At 36.2% G+C, this 18,018-nt stretch carries 14 protein-coding genes; 1 reads left to right on the top strand and 13 read right to left on the bottom strand.

From position 1 onward, the window contains the following. Positions 1 to 67: 67 nt before the first annotated feature. The 12 genes from IEY03_RS17135 to IEY03_RS09210 are packed head-to-tail and all read right to left on the bottom strand — an operon-like array spanning position 68 to position 10,876. Positions 68 to 607, bottom strand: coding sequence for an acyltransferase (locus IEY03_RS17135; protein ID WP_188841086.1), 540 nt, complete (start codon positions 605 to 607; stop codon positions 68 to 70). 2 nt (positions 608 to 609) lie between these two features. Then, positions 610 to 1,356: an oxidoreductase gene (locus tag IEY03_RS09260; RefSeq protein WP_188841085.1), complete on the bottom strand. Its 747-nt coding sequence runs from the start codon at positions 1,354 to 1,356 to the stop codon at positions 610 to 612. Beyond that, on the bottom strand, positions 1,346 to 2,065 hold the full coding sequence (locus tag IEY03_RS09255) for an acylneuraminate cytidylyltransferase family protein (protein WP_188841084.1): 720 nt from the start codon (positions 2,063 to 2,065) through the stop codon (positions 1,346 to 1,348). The genes IEY03_RS09260 and IEY03_RS09255 overlap by 11 nt, the downstream gene beginning before the upstream one ends. Then, complete coding sequence (locus IEY03_RS09250) at positions 2,062 to 3,042, bottom strand: Gfo/Idh/MocA family protein (RefSeq protein WP_188841083.1); 981 nt, start codon at positions 3,040 to 3,042, stop codon at positions 2,062 to 2,064. The genes IEY03_RS09255 and IEY03_RS09250 overlap by 4 nt, the downstream gene beginning before the upstream one ends. Continuing rightward, a complete protein-coding gene (locus tag IEY03_RS09245; RefSeq protein WP_188841082.1) occupies positions 3,039 to 4,097 on the bottom strand; it encodes a nucleotidyltransferase family protein in 1,059 nt (352 codons plus the stop codon). The genes IEY03_RS09250 and IEY03_RS09245 overlap by 4 nt, the downstream gene beginning before the upstream one ends. Before the next feature lie 6 nt (positions 4,098 to 4,103). Further along, on the bottom strand, positions 4,104 to 4,745 hold the full coding sequence (locus tag IEY03_RS09240) for an acetyltransferase (RefSeq protein ID WP_188841081.1): 642 nt from the start codon (positions 4,743 to 4,745) through the stop codon (positions 4,104 to 4,106). Further along, on the bottom strand, positions 4,738 to 5,820 hold the full coding sequence (neuB, locus tag IEY03_RS09235) for an N-acetylneuraminate synthase (protein ID WP_188841080.1): 1,083 nt from the start codon (positions 5,818 to 5,820) through the stop codon (positions 4,738 to 4,740). Before neuB ends, IEY03_RS09240 begins: the two co-directional genes overlap by 8 nt. Continuing rightward, a complete protein-coding gene (locus tag IEY03_RS09230; protein WP_188841079.1) occupies positions 5,817 to 6,494 on the bottom strand; it encodes a PIG-L deacetylase family protein in 678 nt (225 codons plus the stop codon). The genes neuB and IEY03_RS09230 overlap by 4 nt, the downstream gene beginning before the upstream one ends. Continuing rightward, positions 6,484 to 7,638: a UDP-N-acetylglucosamine 2-epimerase gene (neuC, locus tag IEY03_RS09225; RefSeq protein ID WP_188841078.1), complete on the bottom strand. Its 1,155-nt coding sequence runs from the start codon at positions 7,636 to 7,638 to the stop codon at positions 6,484 to 6,486. The genes IEY03_RS09230 and neuC overlap by 11 nt, the downstream gene beginning before the upstream one ends. Further along, positions 7,638 to 8,465: a GNAT family N-acetyltransferase gene (locus tag IEY03_RS09220; RefSeq protein WP_188841077.1), complete on the bottom strand. Its 828-nt coding sequence runs from the start codon at positions 8,463 to 8,465 to the stop codon at positions 7,638 to 7,640. The genes neuC and IEY03_RS09220 overlap by 1 nt, the downstream gene beginning before the upstream one ends. Before the next feature lie 56 nt (positions 8,466 to 8,521). Next, positions 8,522 to 9,673, bottom strand: a complete 1,152-nt coding sequence (locus tag IEY03_RS09215; protein ID WP_188841076.1) for a LegC family aminotransferase — start codon at positions 9,671 to 9,673, stop codon at positions 8,522 to 8,524. Between the two features lie 9 nt (positions 9,674 to 9,682). After that, positions 9,683 to 10,876 (bottom strand): UDP-N-acetylglucosamine 4,6-dehydratase, encoded by a 1,194-nt coding sequence (locus tag IEY03_RS09210; protein ID WP_188841075.1) that lies wholly within the window; start codon positions 10,874 to 10,876, stop codon positions 9,683 to 9,685. A 457-nt stretch (positions 10,877 to 11,333) separates the two neighbouring features. Here IEY03_RS09210 and IEY03_RS09205 point away from each other — a divergent pair, with 457 nt between their 5' ends. Next, positions 11,334 to 12,659 carry a tyrosine-type recombinase/integrase gene (locus IEY03_RS09205; RefSeq protein ID WP_188841074.1) on the top strand — a complete coding sequence of 442 codons (1,326 nt, stop codon included), beginning with the start codon at positions 11,334 to 11,336 and terminating at the stop codon, positions 12,657 to 12,659. Here the strand turns inward: IEY03_RS09205 and IEY03_RS09200 are convergent. Continuing rightward, on the bottom strand, positions 12,648 to 17,981 hold the full coding sequence (locus IEY03_RS09200) for a TOTE conflict system archaeo-eukaryotic primase domain-containing protein (protein ID WP_188841073.1): 5,334 nt from the start codon (positions 17,979 to 17,981) through the stop codon (positions 12,648 to 12,650). The two genes, IEY03_RS09205 and IEY03_RS09200, sit on opposite strands and share 12 nt — an antisense overlap. Positions 17,982 to 18,018: the final 37 nt, after the last annotated feature.

The raw sequence follows: 18,018 nt of genomic DNA, 5'->3' as shown, positions 1-18,018 counted from the left end.
ATAGTTTACTGGTATGTCTGCCATTATGTAATTTTGACAAAAAACACTGCTATTAAAAAAATTAAAGTCATTCAATTTTCTTAATAAATTTAGCAGGCTGTCCTGCTACAACAGTATTGTCAGGCACATCTTTGGTCACAATGCTTCCTGCGCCAACCACACTATTTCGCCCAACCGTCACCCCAGGTAAAATGATGCAATTAGCCCCCAGCCAAGCTCCATAGGATATTTTTACAGGCTTTATTTTTTCATGGCCTTGAAAATATATCGCCACAGATGGATCTGAATAAGCATGATTTGCAGTATAAATATGGACACCAGATCCCATCAAAACATAATCTTCAATAATAATATTAGGCGTATGAGCACCATGACCTGAAGCGAACAACATAGTGGAGGGGCGAATAATAACCTTTTTACCTATCGTGATATGCTGAGTGCAAATAGCATAACTGCCATATCGCATTTCACTGCCTTCATCGAAGTTAGCGAACTTTTTTTTACAAAGCCAATAACCCAGTCGCCTTGAATGCAGCAAAAAATGCGTCAGTGGTATATCTGGGCCGATACGATAACTGGTTAACCAAAACTTTACTTTATTCAGCATAATTAAAGTGAAAATCCATCATCAATAATCAAATTCTGACCAGTAATGTATTTTGATTGTTCGGAAAGAAGAAACAGAATAGATCCGGTCATATCCGTGGCGTTTAACATCCCTGCGCCCATGGTTAATTGCTTATATTTATCTAAAAATGCATCAGGTTGAGCGTCAAACAAGCCGCCAGGACTAATACTATTCACTCTAAAACGGCTATCGTGTATGTAACTGGCAAAGTATTTATTCAAGTGCACAATTGCAGATTTTATTGCCGCATATTCGACTGGCATAGTCATGTTTGTATCGTCATAAATCTCAAATTTAGGTGCAACTACGCCATAAATTGAAGACACATTTACTATGGATAACGGGGCGTTTTGCCTTAAGAACAACGCGGCACTTTGTTGCATGATTAAAAATGCCGCGCCTAAATGCAGAGAAATATTATCGTTAAAACTGGCTAAACTAACGTCAAATAACTTCTTGCCATAATCTTTATTACGCGGATAGCTGCAGTTAACCACACCATCGATAGGCTCTAGATTTTGGAAAAATGAGACAACTTCAACTTCGTTATTTACATCAAGATGCTCGATTGAAAGTTGGTCATTATCAAGACCGAAATGAGCGAGTAAGGTGTCAGTATTAATATCTGTCGCAATGACTTCTGCCTTATTTGCTAAAAGTGCTTCGACCACTGTTTTACCCAACAAACCGCCGGCACCTAGAACTAGAAATCGATTATTAGAATGCATTTTTTGCCCTTTCGATCAAAATGGTTTCTGCCATCATAAAATCATAAATATCATCAATATCAATCGCCCTTTCCTTTGGCACTTCAATACTAGTTACCCTGCCACTAAATAAGCTTTCACTCGATAAAATATATTCTGGTGTAGTGCTGTAAACAACGGTTGTGATATCAAAAACCACAGGCACATCTTGTCTTCGAGTAACGTGACCTTGTATCGAGTTAACTACTGAAACTTGCCCTGCATCATCCACAACAACCATGTTAAAAAACGGACTACGATTGGCTGGTGTTACTGAAATGCAGGCATCAAAATGCTTAGCACAATTAGAAGACTCTACAGATATTGCAACTATCGCCGCATTAATATCTTCATGACTTCGTAGCGGACTTGTCGCCGGTAAACTAACAAAGTAATCGAAGTCACCATATTTTTCTTTTACCCAAAGGCACGCATGCTGCCAAGACAGCCATTCTGCACTGGTATCACTGGCTAACTCAGCAGGTCGAATAATCACTTCTGCGCCAGCTTGAGTTGCTATCTTTGCAATCTCTTCATCTTCTGTAGAAACAAAAACTCTATCAATTAAAGGAGACAATATTGCGCTTTCAATTGAATAATTGATAAGTGGCTTCCCCTGTAATAACTTAATATTTTTTCTTGGTAACCCTTTTGACCCACCACGAGCAAAAATAAACGCAAATGTTTTCATATTCGCCCTCTATAACACGCGCGATCTTTTATGGTATCGATTAAAGCAATGGTTTTTGCTGCTTGCAAAACGCTTAGGTTATCATGTGATTGATTGTTAATTTGGGTCATAAATGACTTGAGCATATCGACATACATTAGATTTCTATCCCATGTTGGATCAGAATAAATCACTTCAATACCGCAATGATTAAAAACAGTGACAGTGTTTTGTACCAAATCCCACTCAACTCGACCTTTATGCCCTATCAACTGGCATTTACGCTGCGGTACATGTTGCAGAAAATCCATATGCAGTTGGCATATCGTGCCTGAAACTGTTGATAAGGTAATATCTGCAATCTCTTCAACATCCAAATGAAGATCCTTTGAACCTCTTAATATCGCATGTTCAAATTGCAAATCTCCAAGCAACCATTGCAAGTAGTCCAGCTCATGACTCAGTTCTAATAATACGCCACCGCCTAATTCAGCATTCGCAGACACAGTGGTTTGGTAATCTTTATTAGGGCGCCAATCAGGTAAGTACTGCCCTACGTTACAAGTGCAATGATAAATATCACCAATCAAGTTGCTTTCTACAATGCGTTTAAGCGTTAATGCCGCTGGCATAAAACGTAAACAATATCCGATAGCAACAGGCGTGTGATTTTGCATTGAAACTGCCAATAAAACATCAGCTTGATCCGTTGTGGCAGCAATCGGCTTTTCAACCAGTACCGGAATATTGGCATTAATTAAAGTGATAGCGTGCTTTGCATGTAACGAAGATGGAGAGGCGATAATCACAAAATCCGGCTGTAACGGAATAATCTCATCTAAATTCAATAAAATCGCTTCTACATCGTCTATCGGTTGAGCCAGAGCTCGCCCACTAGCAGAAAGCGCAAAAATTTTTGCCTCGGGAAATAATTGTTTAACGTTTTTTCGATGGCGCGCCGCAATAGCACCCAAACCAATGACAACAACGGTTTTCATTCACTCATACCTAAAGCGCAAATATCAGCTTGTGCTCGATTAAAATCATCTAACCGCCCTATATCTAACCAATACTCATGCAATGGAAACATAAGCACTTTTCCACCCACTTGGATCTTGTTATCTAGTAGCGTAGGCATATCAATCACTTGGTTTTCGCTTACTTGCTTAATGATTTCTGGCGAAACGACATAAATACCAGCATTGACAAAAAATCGTTGTGTCGGTTTTTCTTCCATACTCACGACGGTATTACCATTACCATTAATCACGCCATAGGGAATTTGGTACTCATACTCCCTCACGCACATAGTAGCGTGGGCTTGGTTCTCATTGTGAAACTCAAGTAAACGCTGAACGTCGACTTTTGTTAGCACATCACCATTCATCATAATAAGCGGTAAATCAGGGATGTCATTTGGCAATAAACCCAAAGCGCCACCTGTGCCTAAAGGGGAATCTTCATGAAGATAGGTAATGTTGACATTCAAGCGATTGCCATCACCAAAATAATCTTTGATTTGATCAGGCATAAAGTGAGTAGAAATATAAAAATTCACAAAACCGGCTTTGGCAAAATTAAGTATTGTCATTTCCAAAAGTGGTTTATTACCGACTTTTAACATAGGTTTAGGACAATTATCAGTCAGAGGACGCAACCTAGTACCAAAGCCACCGGCCATAATGAGCACAGGATTATCATAAAAGGGTTGGTTCAACGCCTGTTTAAGCGTTTGCAAACCAGCCACTCTGCCATCTTTAATCAATGGTATGGCTAAAATGCTTTTCTGTTCCATTAAACGAATGAGTTTTTGCTTCGGCGTGTCGAATTGAGCAGTAATAGGATTATGGTTCATCACCAAATCCACGGGTTGATCTAAGGTAAGGTTGTTTAATAACGCACGTCTTATATCGCCATCGGTAACAACACCTTTTAATTGTTCATTTTCATCGACAACCAAAGCCACTTGTAATGCATGAAGGTTAATGATTTCTAAAGCATCACGAATGGACTGCTTAGGTGCTAAAGCAACATCTTTCCAATGCTTTTTCATAACATTTCATTCCTTTTTTATGATTAACGCTCTGTGCCCATAAACAATGGTTTTATCTTCAATATTTTTTGTAACTGTAGCGCCAGCGCCAACAATGACATTGTCACCAATATTCACTCCCTGGATCACACAAGCATGTACACCAACATGAACATTATTGTGGGTTTGCACTCCGCCACAAAGTGTCGCCCTTGGAGCAATATGGTTATTGGAACCTACAACGCAATCATGCTCAATTATTGCGCCGGTATTTATGATACTACCCTCACCAATACAGGCACCCGCTTGAATAATCGCACCATGCATAACCTGCACACCCCGTGCCAATCTGGAAGATGGAGACACTATAGCCAATGGTGATATAACTGATGTGAAGCTAAAACCCAATTTAGTAAAGAATGTTGCCACATTTTCCCGATTATGATGTTTCGGCATACTACCAATACCATTAACCAATAACACCTCATCGGGATTAAATTGATTGATATCTTCATCATTACTCAAATGTTGAATCTTTTCAAACATTTGATTACGAGTGTTTTTGTTCGGAGAGATATAAGCAATAACCCGTTCACCACTTAATTTCAGCGAATCCATTAATACACTTGCATGGCCTCCTGAACCAATCATGATTAATGGCTTATTCATCAATAAGATCCCCAACAAGATAACTCTTTGATGCGACTTGCCCTGATGTAAGCTGCCAAAATAAATCAGGTGACATTCCCGTTCCGGGTCTTTTTATTGTCAAATTTCTGACATTAAAAGGTTCGCCTTGTTTAATATCGGTTTGAGCCACAATACTTTTTCGCGCTATCGGAATGTTTTTAACTTCTGAAAGACTCGGCTTTTTAATGCCATGACCTAATGCTTGCTCAACATGCCTAATTGACTCCACCATCACTTTTAACTGCAAAGGCTCAATTGAAGCTAGATGATCGGGCCCAGGCAATGAACAATCTAAGGTAAAGTGTTTCTCAATAACAACAGCCTCTTTAGCCACTGCCGCAATCGGAATCGCAATCCCTTGGGTATGATCTGAATAACCTACCGGCAAACCGAAACTGCGTTTTAATGTATCCATAACATTTAAGTTAACTTCTTCAAATGGTGCTGGATATTCTGTGGTGCAGTGTAAAATGGTCACTTTACTCGATAAGGCTTTTTGACCTTCATCTGAGCTAAACGCAAGCTCAAAATTTGCCAGCGAAGGTGGCATATCTAATGGCGAAACATAACCAAAGGCAATAACACTGAGCGCATTTTTTACTTCTTCTAGGGTTGCCATTCCTGTAGACAAAATAATATCTAGACCACTCCGGGCATGGTCTAATACAAATGGACTATTTGTCAGTTCGCCTGACGGGATCTTTAGCCTTTTAACCTTAATATCGTTAACTAAAAATGCTAAGCTTTCTGAATCAAATGCAGTTGATAAAAATTCAATATTTTTTGAAGCGCAATATTCAAGTAATTGATGGTGAGCGTCGTAACTTAATTCAAGGCGCGTTAACATAGCTAACTGCGACTCTTGATTACCGGTAGCCTCTATTTGATACTGAGCTTTACATGCATCGGCGGTCACGAGGTTTTTCGCTTTAAATGTTTGAAACTTTACGATATCAGCACCAGCATCAACAGCCACATCAACGAGCTTAAACGCCATTTCAAGTGAGCCATTATGATTAACACCTGCTTCTGCAATGACTAATACTGGCTTCATTTTATAATCTCTTTTAACAACATAAACGCTTCTGCTGAGTCACAACCAGCTTGTACACCCCTTATGTGTCCCAAAGACTTAATAGCCTTTATACTTCGCGGAAATGGAAATTCACCAATCTCAGATTTATACAGATTCAAAATTGATATTTTCTCTTCCACATAAGCAGAAATATCCACAAATATATTAGGACTAAACATTGTGTTCCCTGGCTTGATATTGAAATCAGTTTCAGACAAAGTTTCATAAGCTAATATTTTTTCAATGAAGGGGTATCTAAAAGATTTAGTAGTCGAAGCAACAACATCAAATACCACTTCATGGTCACTGTGAACATCATTTCGAAATGGGGTGTAGACTATTTGCGGTTTTACTTGAGTCATTACCGCAGAAAAAGCATCAACTAAATTACTTTTTGATTCAGTGTCTAACAATGCTGGCGAAAATGATAATTGATGGACCGATTTAAAACCATATTGCTGAGTAACTGCCAACACTTCATCTTGGCGCGTTAGTATCACTTCTTCTGAATAACCGCAAGCAGAGGACATCTGAGTTACGATTAGCCAATGAATTTCATCACCATTTTGTTTGTGCTTTAATAAAGTTCCACCACAGCCAAGCGATTCGTCATCCGCATGAGGAGCAACTACTAAAACGCTTTTATTCAACATATAAAGGGTCCTCAGGTTTATTCAGAAGCGATTTAAAATCTATTGATTTTATGAACTTATGAGCTTTCTCCGCTGAATGGCCATCACCATAAATATTAATAACACGCTGCATTTTCACAGAGAACTCAGCTGAAGCGATTTCATTTAATCCAGCTTGAATAGCCTCTATTGATGTGTCCACAAACAAAACATTATCCGAACAATCACGCCCTCTTTGGCGTAACCCGACATTTATACAAGGTATTGGGATGCTCGCAGATTCAAGCAAACCCGCTGATGAATTACCTACAATGACATTGCATGCACTAAAAAGATTAAGAAACTGATCTCGAGGTAAATTTCCATATAGTGTTATTTCAGAGTATTTGGCCGCTAAACCTGACAATGTTGAAATAATTCTAGCGTTGCCAGGATCACTATTTGGCGAGCCGATAAAACAATGATAACCATTTTTTATCAAAGTCATTAGCATGTTGGTGATAATCTCAGGGGCTTCTATTACTTCATCTTTTATAGGGTGAAAAATAACCAACGCCGCAGGTTTGTCGACAATTCTCCCCGCAATGAGATCTTTTACACCCACTATCGGTACAATATTTTTAAACTTATCAAGTGCAATGCTTCCCACATCAAAAATTCGATTTGAAGGCTCTTTTAACGCCAATAAACGTGCTTTGTGCACAGCTGTACTGACAAAGTGCACCGTTGATAACTTACTTACAGCATGACGGATAGGATTGTCTATATAACCATCACTAGCATGGTCTCCACCATAAAAATGCAAGGTAGGAATAGATAAATAACCACCTAGTAATGCCCCAACCATGACATCTTCTCTATCACCGGCATAAATAATTAAATCAGGCGAAAAAGCGGCAACAGCATCGACAGCCGATAACAATAAAATGGATGCGCTTTTAAGTCTAGATTTAGCCGTATCACTATTAATTAAGCTATCAATCTCAAGAAGCACATCAAAACCATCACTATGAATATCATTAACCGTATAGCCATGTACTGCCGAATTATGTGTGCCACCAACTAATAATTTCAATTCAATATCAACATCATTATGCAGTCGAGTATATAAAGGACTTAACAAATCATAATCAGACCGAATAGACGTCAGTGCTAAAATTTTCATCAAAATATATCCGACATCGACATCTGTACAAAGATATTTGGCGCGGTTGCCAAATTAAAAGTTCGATACCCAAAGCGGTACGAAAATGAAGTATTCACGCCTTCAGGTAACATGTCATCTTCTTGGATAGGTAAAATAATATTGTAATCTTGTTCAAATGATAAATCGTGCAAACTTCCTCCTGCACCTAAGTGCATTATATCTGCAACACCCTCCAAAGATTTCACTCCTAATCCATTGATATAATTCCATTTCTGATTAGGTTTATGGGTTCTCCAGTATCTAATATCCTGCTTTTCCATATTTAGCGTTAAAGAATCAGCAGTTTTCACTCGGGCAAGTTTTTCGGAAGCAAAATCAATTGATGGTTTAGTAATTTGCATCACTCGGTATTCATCCGAAATGACCCACTGTAGTCGCCTTATAAATCCAGGTGTCGAATTTTCATTGGGAAAGCCAAATACCATTGCTGGTTGATTAAATGCTTGAATATAGTCATATACACGCTCAGCTAACTCTTGAAACAGTCCGTGTTTTCGGTAATTAACCCCCACCATTGTTGTCATGGATAAAAAGCCCAAAATAGATCCACTTTCAGACTCTAAGTTCATTGGGACAACTGCATAATGACCAATCAACTTTTTACCATCAAAAGCCATCGACACTATAGGATCACCAAATGGGTTATCTAAATAAGCCCATTGCCATAACTCTTTTGACAAAGGTTTTTCGAAAGACTCCAAAAACAACTCAGCAATGGCATCATAATAATTGATCAATTCATCTTTATCGGTGACATCAACAATTTTAAAATCATGACTCATCATTTTCTCTACCCTTCTGGTTTAACATTAGTCTCAACGTCATTTGGATTTATCAAATACTATTTATCTAAAATTAAGGCACTACTAGGAATATTAACAAGACGCTGAGAAACCCATTCCGAATAACTTAAGTCGCCTCTATGGGCATTCTTAAACATAGGCAGATGATGCATTAACGTCCAAACAGGACGGGTCATCACTCCGCTATCATTAGTCTCATTGAGTAATGTATTTCTAGACTCAAGGCTTTTGCATATCACCGCATTGAGCCAATAATTAGACTTTGCATAGCGAGGTTCTTCAACAAACTGTATATCAGAACCAGCAAAAAACTCACGGTATTGAGTCGCAAGTAACCGCTTACTTGCTAGAAAGTCATCAATAACTTCCATCTGAGCACATCCTAAAGCGGCATTCAGATTAGGCATTCGATGATTAAACCCTGGTTCATCATGATAAAACTCATAAGCATGAGGTACTTTGGCTGTCGTGGTAATATGCTTTACTCGTTTGCCACTTGGCTGACTAGCGCAAAGCACCACGCCTCCGCCACCGGTAGTAATAATCTTATTGCCATTAAAGCTAATGGCGCCGTATTCACCCATAGTACCAGTGTGTTTATCTTTATAAACCGAACCTAAACTTTCAGCGGCATCCTCAACCATAATCAACTGCCATTGATGACAAATAAGCAGCAACTCATCCATTTCAGCAGGATGACCAAATGTATGCATTGGCATAATTGCTCTTATCCGTTGCCCTGTCTGTTTATGAACACAGCCTTTATCCGTTAAACTGGCATACTGGTTAAGATATTTTTCTAACGCATCAGGGCATAAACTTAAACTAGTCTTTGAAACATCGATAAATATTGGCTCTGCACCTAGGTGGTAAATAACATTACAGGTAGCAACAAACGTTAACGCCTGAGTAAAAACTAAATCACCGCGTTCAACTCCGGCCATATATAACGCGGTATGTAATGCCGCTGTTCCATTTACAACTGCAACGGCTTTTACAGCACCTGTATATTGCTCAATTTTAGTTTCAAACTCATCCACATACTTGCCAACGCTTGAAACAAAAGTGCTGTCAATTGTTTCTGATACATAACGTTTTTCATTGCCGACAAAAATAGGTGCATGCAAAGGAATAAACTGATCTGTTTTATAAATATCACGAATAAACTGACAAATATGAGCTGATTTCATCTGCGCACCCTACATTTTGCCATCTAAATATTTACCCGTTTCTTTATGTTCAAACTCAGGCATCATTTTGTTAAACAGGGCCACAATTTGGGTTTTAGTCCAGGCTTGTTTAGTTTTCATCGCGTAAATCTCCTGCTCAAACATCTGCAAAAGTGGCTCATCAAAATCAACAGGCGGTTTTATCACCCCTAAATTGGTAAAACGTGTCATATCAAGCTCATCATTGCAGGTAAAAAACTCTTCAATATCTTTCTCACCTGTGGTGTCGCTTTGAGTAAACAAACAAGGCCACTTCCCTTGACTAGGTAATGAGTGAACTAGCTCTCTTGCCTCGGTTTCACTTTGGCAAATATGAGGCTCATAACCCAGCTGAACTAAATATTTAACCGCGATATCGGCGAACGACACTAATGGTAAAGCCTGGGTTTGTTTGGGAAAAAATATGTCGCGATTATCACCCAAAAGACAAGACATTAAACAAAGCTCACCCGACTCTTGCGGCGTCACAAAATAGCGTTGAACATCATTAGGGGCAACAATAGGCTGCTGCTTTAAAATACGCTGATTGAAACTATGCAGCAGTGACCCATCAGAAAAGGCAACATTGGCAAATCGGGCGGTAGAAATGTTTATTTGATGGCTGCGGCGCATTAAAAACATTTCCATAATTCTTTTTGAGGCACCCATCATATTCACTGGATTGGTGGCCTTATCTGTTGAAACGCAGAAATATTTTTTGACACCAGAGTGAATTGACTGCTCAATGGTTTTATCTGTATTAAACACATTCACATCAATCATCCGCATCAAGGTAAAGGGATCTTTTTCGCTGCGGACATGCTTTAAGGCTGATAAGTTGAGTACATAATCATACTGTCCATCAGCCTTGATAAAAGCATCATACTCAATAGAACCAATATCAAGCGCAAAGCTTTGAAAGTCTCCCGCAATGTAGCCAAAAGTACTTCGAATATCCCTCACCAATTCAGCTAAATTATTTTCACTAATATCAACAACATGCAATTTATTTGGTTGTCTTTTAAAAATTTCTTTAGTCACAGCCTGGCCAATAGTACCTGCAGCACCTAAAACCAGAAAACGTGAGTTTGCAACCATATCGTTTAGCTGGGTAGCTAAGTTAGTCACATCGCTATCTAATAGAGGAAACTCTCTTCCAATTAACGATAAATCAAACAATTGCATTAGTTGAGTTCCTTCTGTAAATCAATAGCAGACACATTTCGATACCGTTCACTGCCAAAAAATTATCACATTTGAAATAAAGCAATAATTATTCCAAGAAATTAATAGATGGACATAAAGCTACTATAAGAGACTAGAAAGCAATTTACTACTTGATTGTAAAGTAAATATATCGCTTATCACTGAGTATAAACCAGATAACTAATGAGGCTGGAAAAGTCGACTAAAAAACAAATCGAAGGTGAAGCTTGAAAAAATGAGAAAGGAAAATATATGGTCTCCCCACAGGTGAGTTTGGTTGACTTTAACCAAAGTTAACTAAATTTAACTAAATGTTATTTATCAACATCTTAAATCTAAAATCACGTTTTTGACATTAACCAAAATTACTGTAAATTAGTCAAAATAGTTCCCAGAGGCGGCACATAGGCGGCACAACTTTCGAGGCTAAGTGATTATGGATAAAGAATTTACTTTCAATAAACGCTGTTTTGAACAGCTAAAAAGTGCCCCAAAACGCTATAGAATTGCCGATTTAGACCAAAGAGAGTCAGTTAAAGGCCTAATTTTAGAAGTTATGCCATCAGGCCAAAAGTATTTTCGCTTTAGACGCAAGTACTTAGGTAAAGACGTTGCTGTTACTATTGGCCTCTTCCCAAGTTTGACCATTGAGCAGGCACGAAAGCAGGCTAAATTAATCGCGGTAGACATTGCTCAAGGTGTGAATCCGAACGAATCTAAACGACAAGCAAAAGAAGCCGTAGCGCTTGAAGATGCCCTATCCATTTCAGTTCAACAATTATTTGACGCCTATGTTGCCGAGTTCAGCAGTAAGATTAAGTCAGGTGAACGCCGCCAAAAGTCATTAGATGATGTTCACTCTATTTGGAACAAACATATCAAACCGCGCATTGGTCATTTAAAAGTTGAAAGCATTTCTAAAAACGATGCTGACAATTTCATTAAACTCATTATCACCAAAAATTCCGCCGCGATTAGAAACAAGTGCCTAACTTTGCTCAAATCTATGTTCAACGACCAACCGCTAAACCCGTTTGTGCATATCAAAAAACTGGCAGGTACTAAACGAGAGCGTATTTTAGCAGAGCATGAAGTTAAGCGACTACTTGAAGCCCTAGAACTTGAACTACCCATTTACCGTGATGTGGTAATGATGTTACTACTAACAGGCCAGCGCAAAAGCTGTGTGTTTAGCATGGAATGGCGTGAGATAGATCATCAACGTGGTATTTGGCTTATCCCCACAAGCAAAATGAAAGTTAAAAAACCTCATGCAGTGCCACTCACTAAAGAAGCGATGGACATTCTCACCCGACGCAGCCAAGAAGCAGCTAAAGGTGAACGCTTCGTATTTCCTAGCGAGCGCAGTCAATCAGGTCACATTATCGAAAAGGCAGGTAAAGGTAGCTTCTGGCATCGCATTACAGAACGTGCCGAGCTTCGTGGCACTGAAAAAGGTGAAAACGTTACCATTCACGATTTAAGGCGAACTATAGCGAGCTGGAGCGTCATGCGAGGCGGTAATATTCAAACCACCAGTAAACTGCTAGGCCATAGCGATATCAGTATCACTGCCAGCACCTATGCTCATTTAGATATTGAGCATGTTAGGCAGGAACTAGGGATCACCACAGCTCATTTACTTGGAACTTTTCAACATGAATCGAAGGTGGATAGATTGGTTAGGGAAATAGAACAGCTCTCTGAGGTGGAAAAGAGAGAGCTGCATGATAAATTGAATAACAATGCACTACCTGTCTGAGAGCTCTAGAACCCTATTAAAAGGCTTACAATCCTTATTAGTTTTTAATCCACAATTTAAAAATCTAAAAGTTTTTTTGGGAAGTGAACAATATCTAGTAATAAGGTTCATGCCTTCTAAATCTATATCGTCAAAACTTTGCAACTTACCCTTGTATGATAAGTGTTCATATAATGCCTCTATTGAAATCTTATCCTTTAACATGGTTCTTAATAACGTTTTATCTCTATCTGATAGTTTTCTTGTAGTTCCAAAAAAGGCATTCTGAGACATATCCCTTCCATGTATAACTTCCAGCTTTATTTCGAGATTAACAATATTGACTAACTCAGACTTTATTCTGTCAATTGCTTGCTCTGAATAAAGGACTGTGCAAATATTTAATTTTTTTATTTTTTTAAAGGTTTCTAGTAATGCTTTGTGGTCACTATCACTGCATTCGAAGTAATTTGAATTTTTAGCTGGTTTTGTCCCTGACAAATAGTGTTTTAAAGCTGTTATTATCTGACTTCCTGAAATAATTACATCCGTAATTAAAGTCGCTTCGTTTTTAGAGCTATCAATAGCTAAAGGGCTAAAAGATGACACGCATCTACCTAGTTCATTGTCTTTAAATAGAATTCTATGAGTACCATTAAAATCATCTATTTTCTTGATAAGAAATAAATTACTGCCACTAGCATCCATCTGTTTTATTTTCTCTATGAAGCTTGATATTTCAGACGATTTCATTACTTCGTGCGCACTAATTAATGTAGTCAAAGGTTGGTGGAATTTATGCGGTAACCTTATTAGCCAGTCGGTTAGTATTTTTTCGGCTTCAAATATTTCTATTCCTCTGTGATGCTGTATTACCTCGGCGGCCAAATCAAAGTTACTTAATGATGATATATTTGATTCATCTTTTAAAGATACAGGGTAACTAGAGGTACAACCATCCGAATTTATTATTTTTTCATACCTTTTCTCTATGTCAATGAAAATTGAACTTATTGAACTGTTAACTGATAAAATATAGAGAGACTTATTATGTATATAAGTGTAGGTGTGATCTGTAGAACGAAGTAAATTTATGTGTTTTAATTCAAAAAGTGTTATTTCTTGCGATGTAGGGTTAATTATTCTGGTGTTATCAAAGTCGAAATAAATAGATTTTAAATTCACCCGTCTAGATAGAGGTGAACTGTTTATTTCGTTCAATTCGAAATCAGAGAGCGTGATGTTTGCATTTCCAAGCTCACTGTTAAATAAAATATCTTCCAGCGTATGTTGATAGTGAACAAAGTCTTTATACAGAAAGAATGCTAAAGATTCAGATGACTCATTTATTATAAGCTGTAAAGACTCAACTATTGTTTTAATTAGTGAGCATGGAGTTGCTTTACTTAAATGTATTGAGTCATTCACAGCAAAGATATGTTTATCACAAAAGTCTTTATTGAATTTAGCGTATTGCTCTGTAAAAATATCAATTCGCTTAGTTGGCTCGACGTTTGAGAGGCAAAGGTAAAGCGATGCGGCTAATGCTATATCGTAACTAAACTCTGTTTCATCAAATTTGGCGTCGCAGATTTGTGAATAAAGTTTGATTATGAAAGTGTCTTTATCAATTATCTTTAATAAATTATTTAAATATTTCTCATAAACTAGCTTGGCATTTTTATCATAAGAAGATATGTGTTTAAAATAACAATCTATAAAGTTGTCACTTGTATTTTCAAATGAGGTAACATTATTAAATTCGTCTTCGAATATTATTTTAGAATGATAACAAAAGTCAATTGAAAAAACTGATGATTCATCTACATAAAATACTCTTTCCGCACAGTATATACTTGGGTACACACTAACACCTTTATGCTCATCTATTATTTCAAGTAAAAACCTTATCTTTTCTGAAAACATTTTTCTTGATAATTTATTTTTAAGTGAAACCAGATTTTCATTCGAATGTTCAACTAACCTTTCATAATAATCATCAATAATTAAAGGTGGCGCGCTTTTTTTTATAAACAAGTTGCTAGGTTTTCTTAATAAAACTGTATTTTCTTTTTTAAGGCAAATAACATCGTTTTCAATTATATTTCTTTCAAACCACTTTTTATTTGAGTGAGGGAATATTGATACTTTTTCATTATCAATTAACCAATTATAAAATTCTGATCGTCCTTTTAACTCTTGTAATTTTTCAGAAATATCAACATTGTCTTTATCGGGGTTATCTAGTGTTAGATAAACTAATAGAGTGTTATGATATTTTTCAAAAATACCATTATCATCGCTTATCCCTCGAAATAAATTCCCATCAACTATTGATGATATTACCCAATTTGCTTTCCTATTATCAATGTTTAATAAATTTAATTTATTCAACCAGTTGATTGAAGGCGCTTTAATGTTACCATCTGAGTTAGAGTTAAAAATGTTAACGCAAAACTCCCACATAGACTCAACTAAATCAGTAGAGTTATTTTTATCAGAAATCGTGAATAAACAGATTAAAAAATAAAACTTGTATGCAGTCGATGGATCTATAAACTCTATTTCACTTTCCTTGTGAATATCTAGACGACCTTCATCTTTTTCTATAGATAATTTTGCATAAAATAGATTGGATATGTCATTTATCTGTTTTTTAGAGACATGGTCATTGAAGGTGATGGTGAAAATAACCTTTATGAAAGTTGTCAAAGACTTTATTTCGTTTATAGAAGTGTTTAAGTGGGACAGTAATTCATCATCAATAAAGGCTTCTCGTGTATTAGAACAGGACTCAAGAACAGATATGTAGTATTTAGCTGGTATGTTTTTTGTTGTCATTTTACAGTTGAAAAATATTTTCATGTAGGCCAAGTGTTCAAAAACAATATCAGAAGTAGATAACTTGTTTTCTATTCTTTCAACAATGACTTTTAACGATGAAATATTTGATCTATTTATCTCCATAGCTGAAATTATAGAGCTAGTTAATACTTCAGACTGAAGCGGAGTGAAAGAATCTATCTCGAAGATTAGTTCCCAGCCATCATTCATTTCTAATATGAAGTTAAATATGTTCTTGAATAAGCTACCTCTACCTATTTCTGATTTTATCGCTGGTTTAACCTGTTCATTTTTTAATAGTGTGAGCTCCTTTACTCCACTTAAATGAGAAAATATAAATGATAAATCATCTTGGCAAGAGTCAGACTGTATCAAGTTAACAAACTCTTCAACAGCCATTTCTTTTTGTTTGTCACTAGATGTAACAAATCTTTTTGAAACTTGATCTACAGAATATTTTGATTGAGATCTATATGATTCAAAATCATCATGAAACCTCGATATACTAGAAATTGTAGTTTTCTCTATATTTATTTCTAATTTCATCAAGGATAATTTTTCTTCTAGTTCTTTTAATAAAGAATTAGCACTCTCTTCTGTTTTAGTTATAAAGAATATATCATCAACATATCGTTGGTATAATGATATTTCACCTGATGCTAATTTTTTTTGGAATTCATTGTCTATGTCATTCAAGTAAATTTCAGCAAGATATCTAGCATAAGCCGGTCCTTGAGGTAAGCCTATTTTAGAACCAACAATATCTTCTGTTAAAAAAAACAATGCATCTAGGCATTTCTTATAACTATCTTTGGCTTCTTCTTCTAGTGAGGCATATTTTGCTGATATGTCTTCGTTACCATCGCCAAGTAATAATCTCTTAAGGTTATCATGAGGAATGTTGTTATAAAAACTATTTATGTCTGTTTTTACTATGTAATAATTTCGCTCTAAAGGATTTTCTAGGGAGCTATTGATATTTGATATGAATTTCAACCACAGGTACAACCAAGGCTTATAGATGTAACCGCCTGAAAAACCCTTGTTTATTTGGTAACCGTGAGAGTTGTTATTTATTTTTATGTCTAAGAAATACGATATTTGCTTCAAGATACAGGATGTGGCCACTCTTAAATTAGAACCTAAACTAATCAGTTCTCTTGTTTTTTTATTTTCATTTCTAATGTGTTTATAATATTTGTATCCTTTAGAGCCTGAAATAAAATTTATTATATAACTCAATAACTCTTTACTGTTTTTATTATCTAGCTCTTCAATTATTGTTTTTACTTGGACTTCATCATTCATAAACAGGTAGTTAACTTCTGCTATTCTGGTGATTTCAACATCCTGGGTTGAGAAATCAAACCTAGCATCTGTATATGATAAATATTTTGGAATACATTGTTTTATAACATCTTCAATCGAAAGTTTTTTTTCAAATTTTACTTTTAAAATTCTTTCAATTAAATCTTGAGATGGGAAGTTAAAGCTTCTTAGAGAGTTAATTGCTTTTGTAGTTATTTCTTTATTGTAGTTTTCTGTGGTTTTGAATATCTCATGTAATAGAATATTACTTAGTTCTTTGTTATTATTGCTGTATACGTTGCATAATATACCTACTATTAACATCCTTTCTTTGTGGCTTATTGGTGTTTTATTAATTATCTTAGATGAAAGCTTAGATAGAATCTCACTTTCACTCCAATGTGACAATAATTCATCTAGGCTAAACCCACTCTTTTGTACTTGAATATTTTTTATTCTATTGTGATTATCATTTTCAATGAAATAATCTTCAAAAAAAACCCCTAGAATTTTTTCTATATTTGATTTGTTCGTTGGTTTATGTCGTGTAAGGATTTTTAAACTGTCATTAATTAGTTCTATTGATAATTCTTTGTGATTTACTGGATTTTTTATTTCAGCAGTGGAAGATATTAAATATGAATAAATACCAGACTTCTTATGTTTAGAGAGTGGCATTTTTACGCCTGAACCAACACCGCCTGACGGGGTTGCTGTATGAGGAAACAAATCAATTCCGATTAAATTTTCATCATAGTCTAGTGCTGTTTTGCCTAATATTTCCTGCTGAATATCATATCCGGTCCTGTAATTAGTAGGTTCATTAAATGTGATCCATACATGGTATCCTCTGTTTCCAGAGAATTCTAATAAATATGGTAGTTCTATTTCATCAAGTTGATTACAGAATGCCGTTACTGCTCTTACTAACTCATCAGATGCTTTACTTCTTAAGTCATTTTCTAAATTAGATTTAAGTATATCGAAGTCAAAACAGATCCATTTTATTGTGAGGTTTAGATTTCTTTGGTAGATAGCAATAGAAGCACTATTTTTTAATTGTGTTTCGATAAGTTCACTATTAACTAGTCCTGACTTTTTTCGATACGAGCCATCATCCATCTGCTCTACAAAGTATCCTTGATCTGTAGCAAATATTTCACAGATCTTTTCAGCTAATTTGGAATACATACTAACCTACCTTAAATTCACATTACTCAATAATATA

The organism is Shewanella aestuarii (genome assembly GCF_014647215.1).
Lineage (GTDB): Bacteria > Pseudomonadota > Gammaproteobacteria > Enterobacterales > Shewanellaceae > Shewanella > Shewanella aestuarii.
Note: the sequence above shows the minus strand (reverse complement) of the source record. Positions and strands in the feature narration are given on the sequence as shown.

Excerpts from the sequence above, each read along its gene's own strand:
- IEY03_RS17135 (WP_188841086.1), bottom strand. The coding sequence starts at position 607 with ATGCTGAATAAAGTAAAGTTTTGGTTAACCAGTTATCGTATCGGCCCA.
- IEY03_RS09260 (WP_188841085.1), bottom strand. The coding sequence starts at position 1,356 with ATGCATTCTAATAATCGATTTCTAGTTCTAGGTGCCGGCGGTTTGTTG.
- IEY03_RS09255 (WP_188841084.1), bottom strand. The coding sequence starts at position 2,065 with ATGAAAACATTTGCGTTTATTTTTGCTCGTGGTGGGTCAAAAGGGTTA.
- IEY03_RS09250 (WP_188841083.1), bottom strand. The coding sequence starts at position 3,042 with ATGAAAACCGTTGTTGTCATTGGTTTGGGTGCTATTGCGGCGCGCCAT.
- IEY03_RS09245 (WP_188841082.1), bottom strand. The coding sequence starts at position 4,097 with ATGAAAAAGCATTGGAAAGATGTTGCTTTAGCACCTAAGCAGTCCATT.
- IEY03_RS09240 (WP_188841081.1), bottom strand. The coding sequence starts at position 4,745 with ATGAATAAGCCATTAATCATGATTGGTTCAGGAGGCCATGCAAGTGTA.
- neuB (WP_188841080.1), bottom strand. The coding sequence starts at position 5,820 with ATGAAGCCAGTATTAGTCATTGCAGAAGCAGGTGTTAATCATAATGGC.
- IEY03_RS09230 (WP_188841079.1), bottom strand. The coding sequence starts at position 6,494 with ATGTTGAATAAAAGCGTTTTAGTAGTTGCTCCTCATGCGGATGACGAA.
- neuC (WP_188841078.1), bottom strand. The coding sequence starts at position 7,638 with ATGAAAATTTTAGCACTGACGTCTATTCGGTCTGATTATGATTTGTTA.
- IEY03_RS09220 (WP_188841077.1), bottom strand. The coding sequence starts at position 8,465 with ATGATGAGTCATGATTTTAAAATTGTTGATGTCACCGATAAAGATGAA.
- IEY03_RS09215 (WP_188841076.1), bottom strand. The coding sequence starts at position 9,673 with ATGAAATCAGCTCATATTTGTCAGTTTATTCGTGATATTTATAAAACA.
- IEY03_RS09210 (WP_188841075.1), bottom strand. The coding sequence starts at position 10,876 with ATGCAATTGTTTGATTTATCGTTAATTGGAAGAGAGTTTCCTCTATTA.
- IEY03_RS09205 (WP_188841074.1), top strand. The coding sequence starts at position 11,334 with ATGGATAAAGAATTTACTTTCAATAAACGCTGTTTTGAACAGCTAAAA.
- IEY03_RS09200 (WP_188841073.1), bottom strand. The coding sequence starts at position 17,981 with ATGTATTCCAAATTAGCTGAAAAGATCTGTGAAATATTTGCTACAGAT.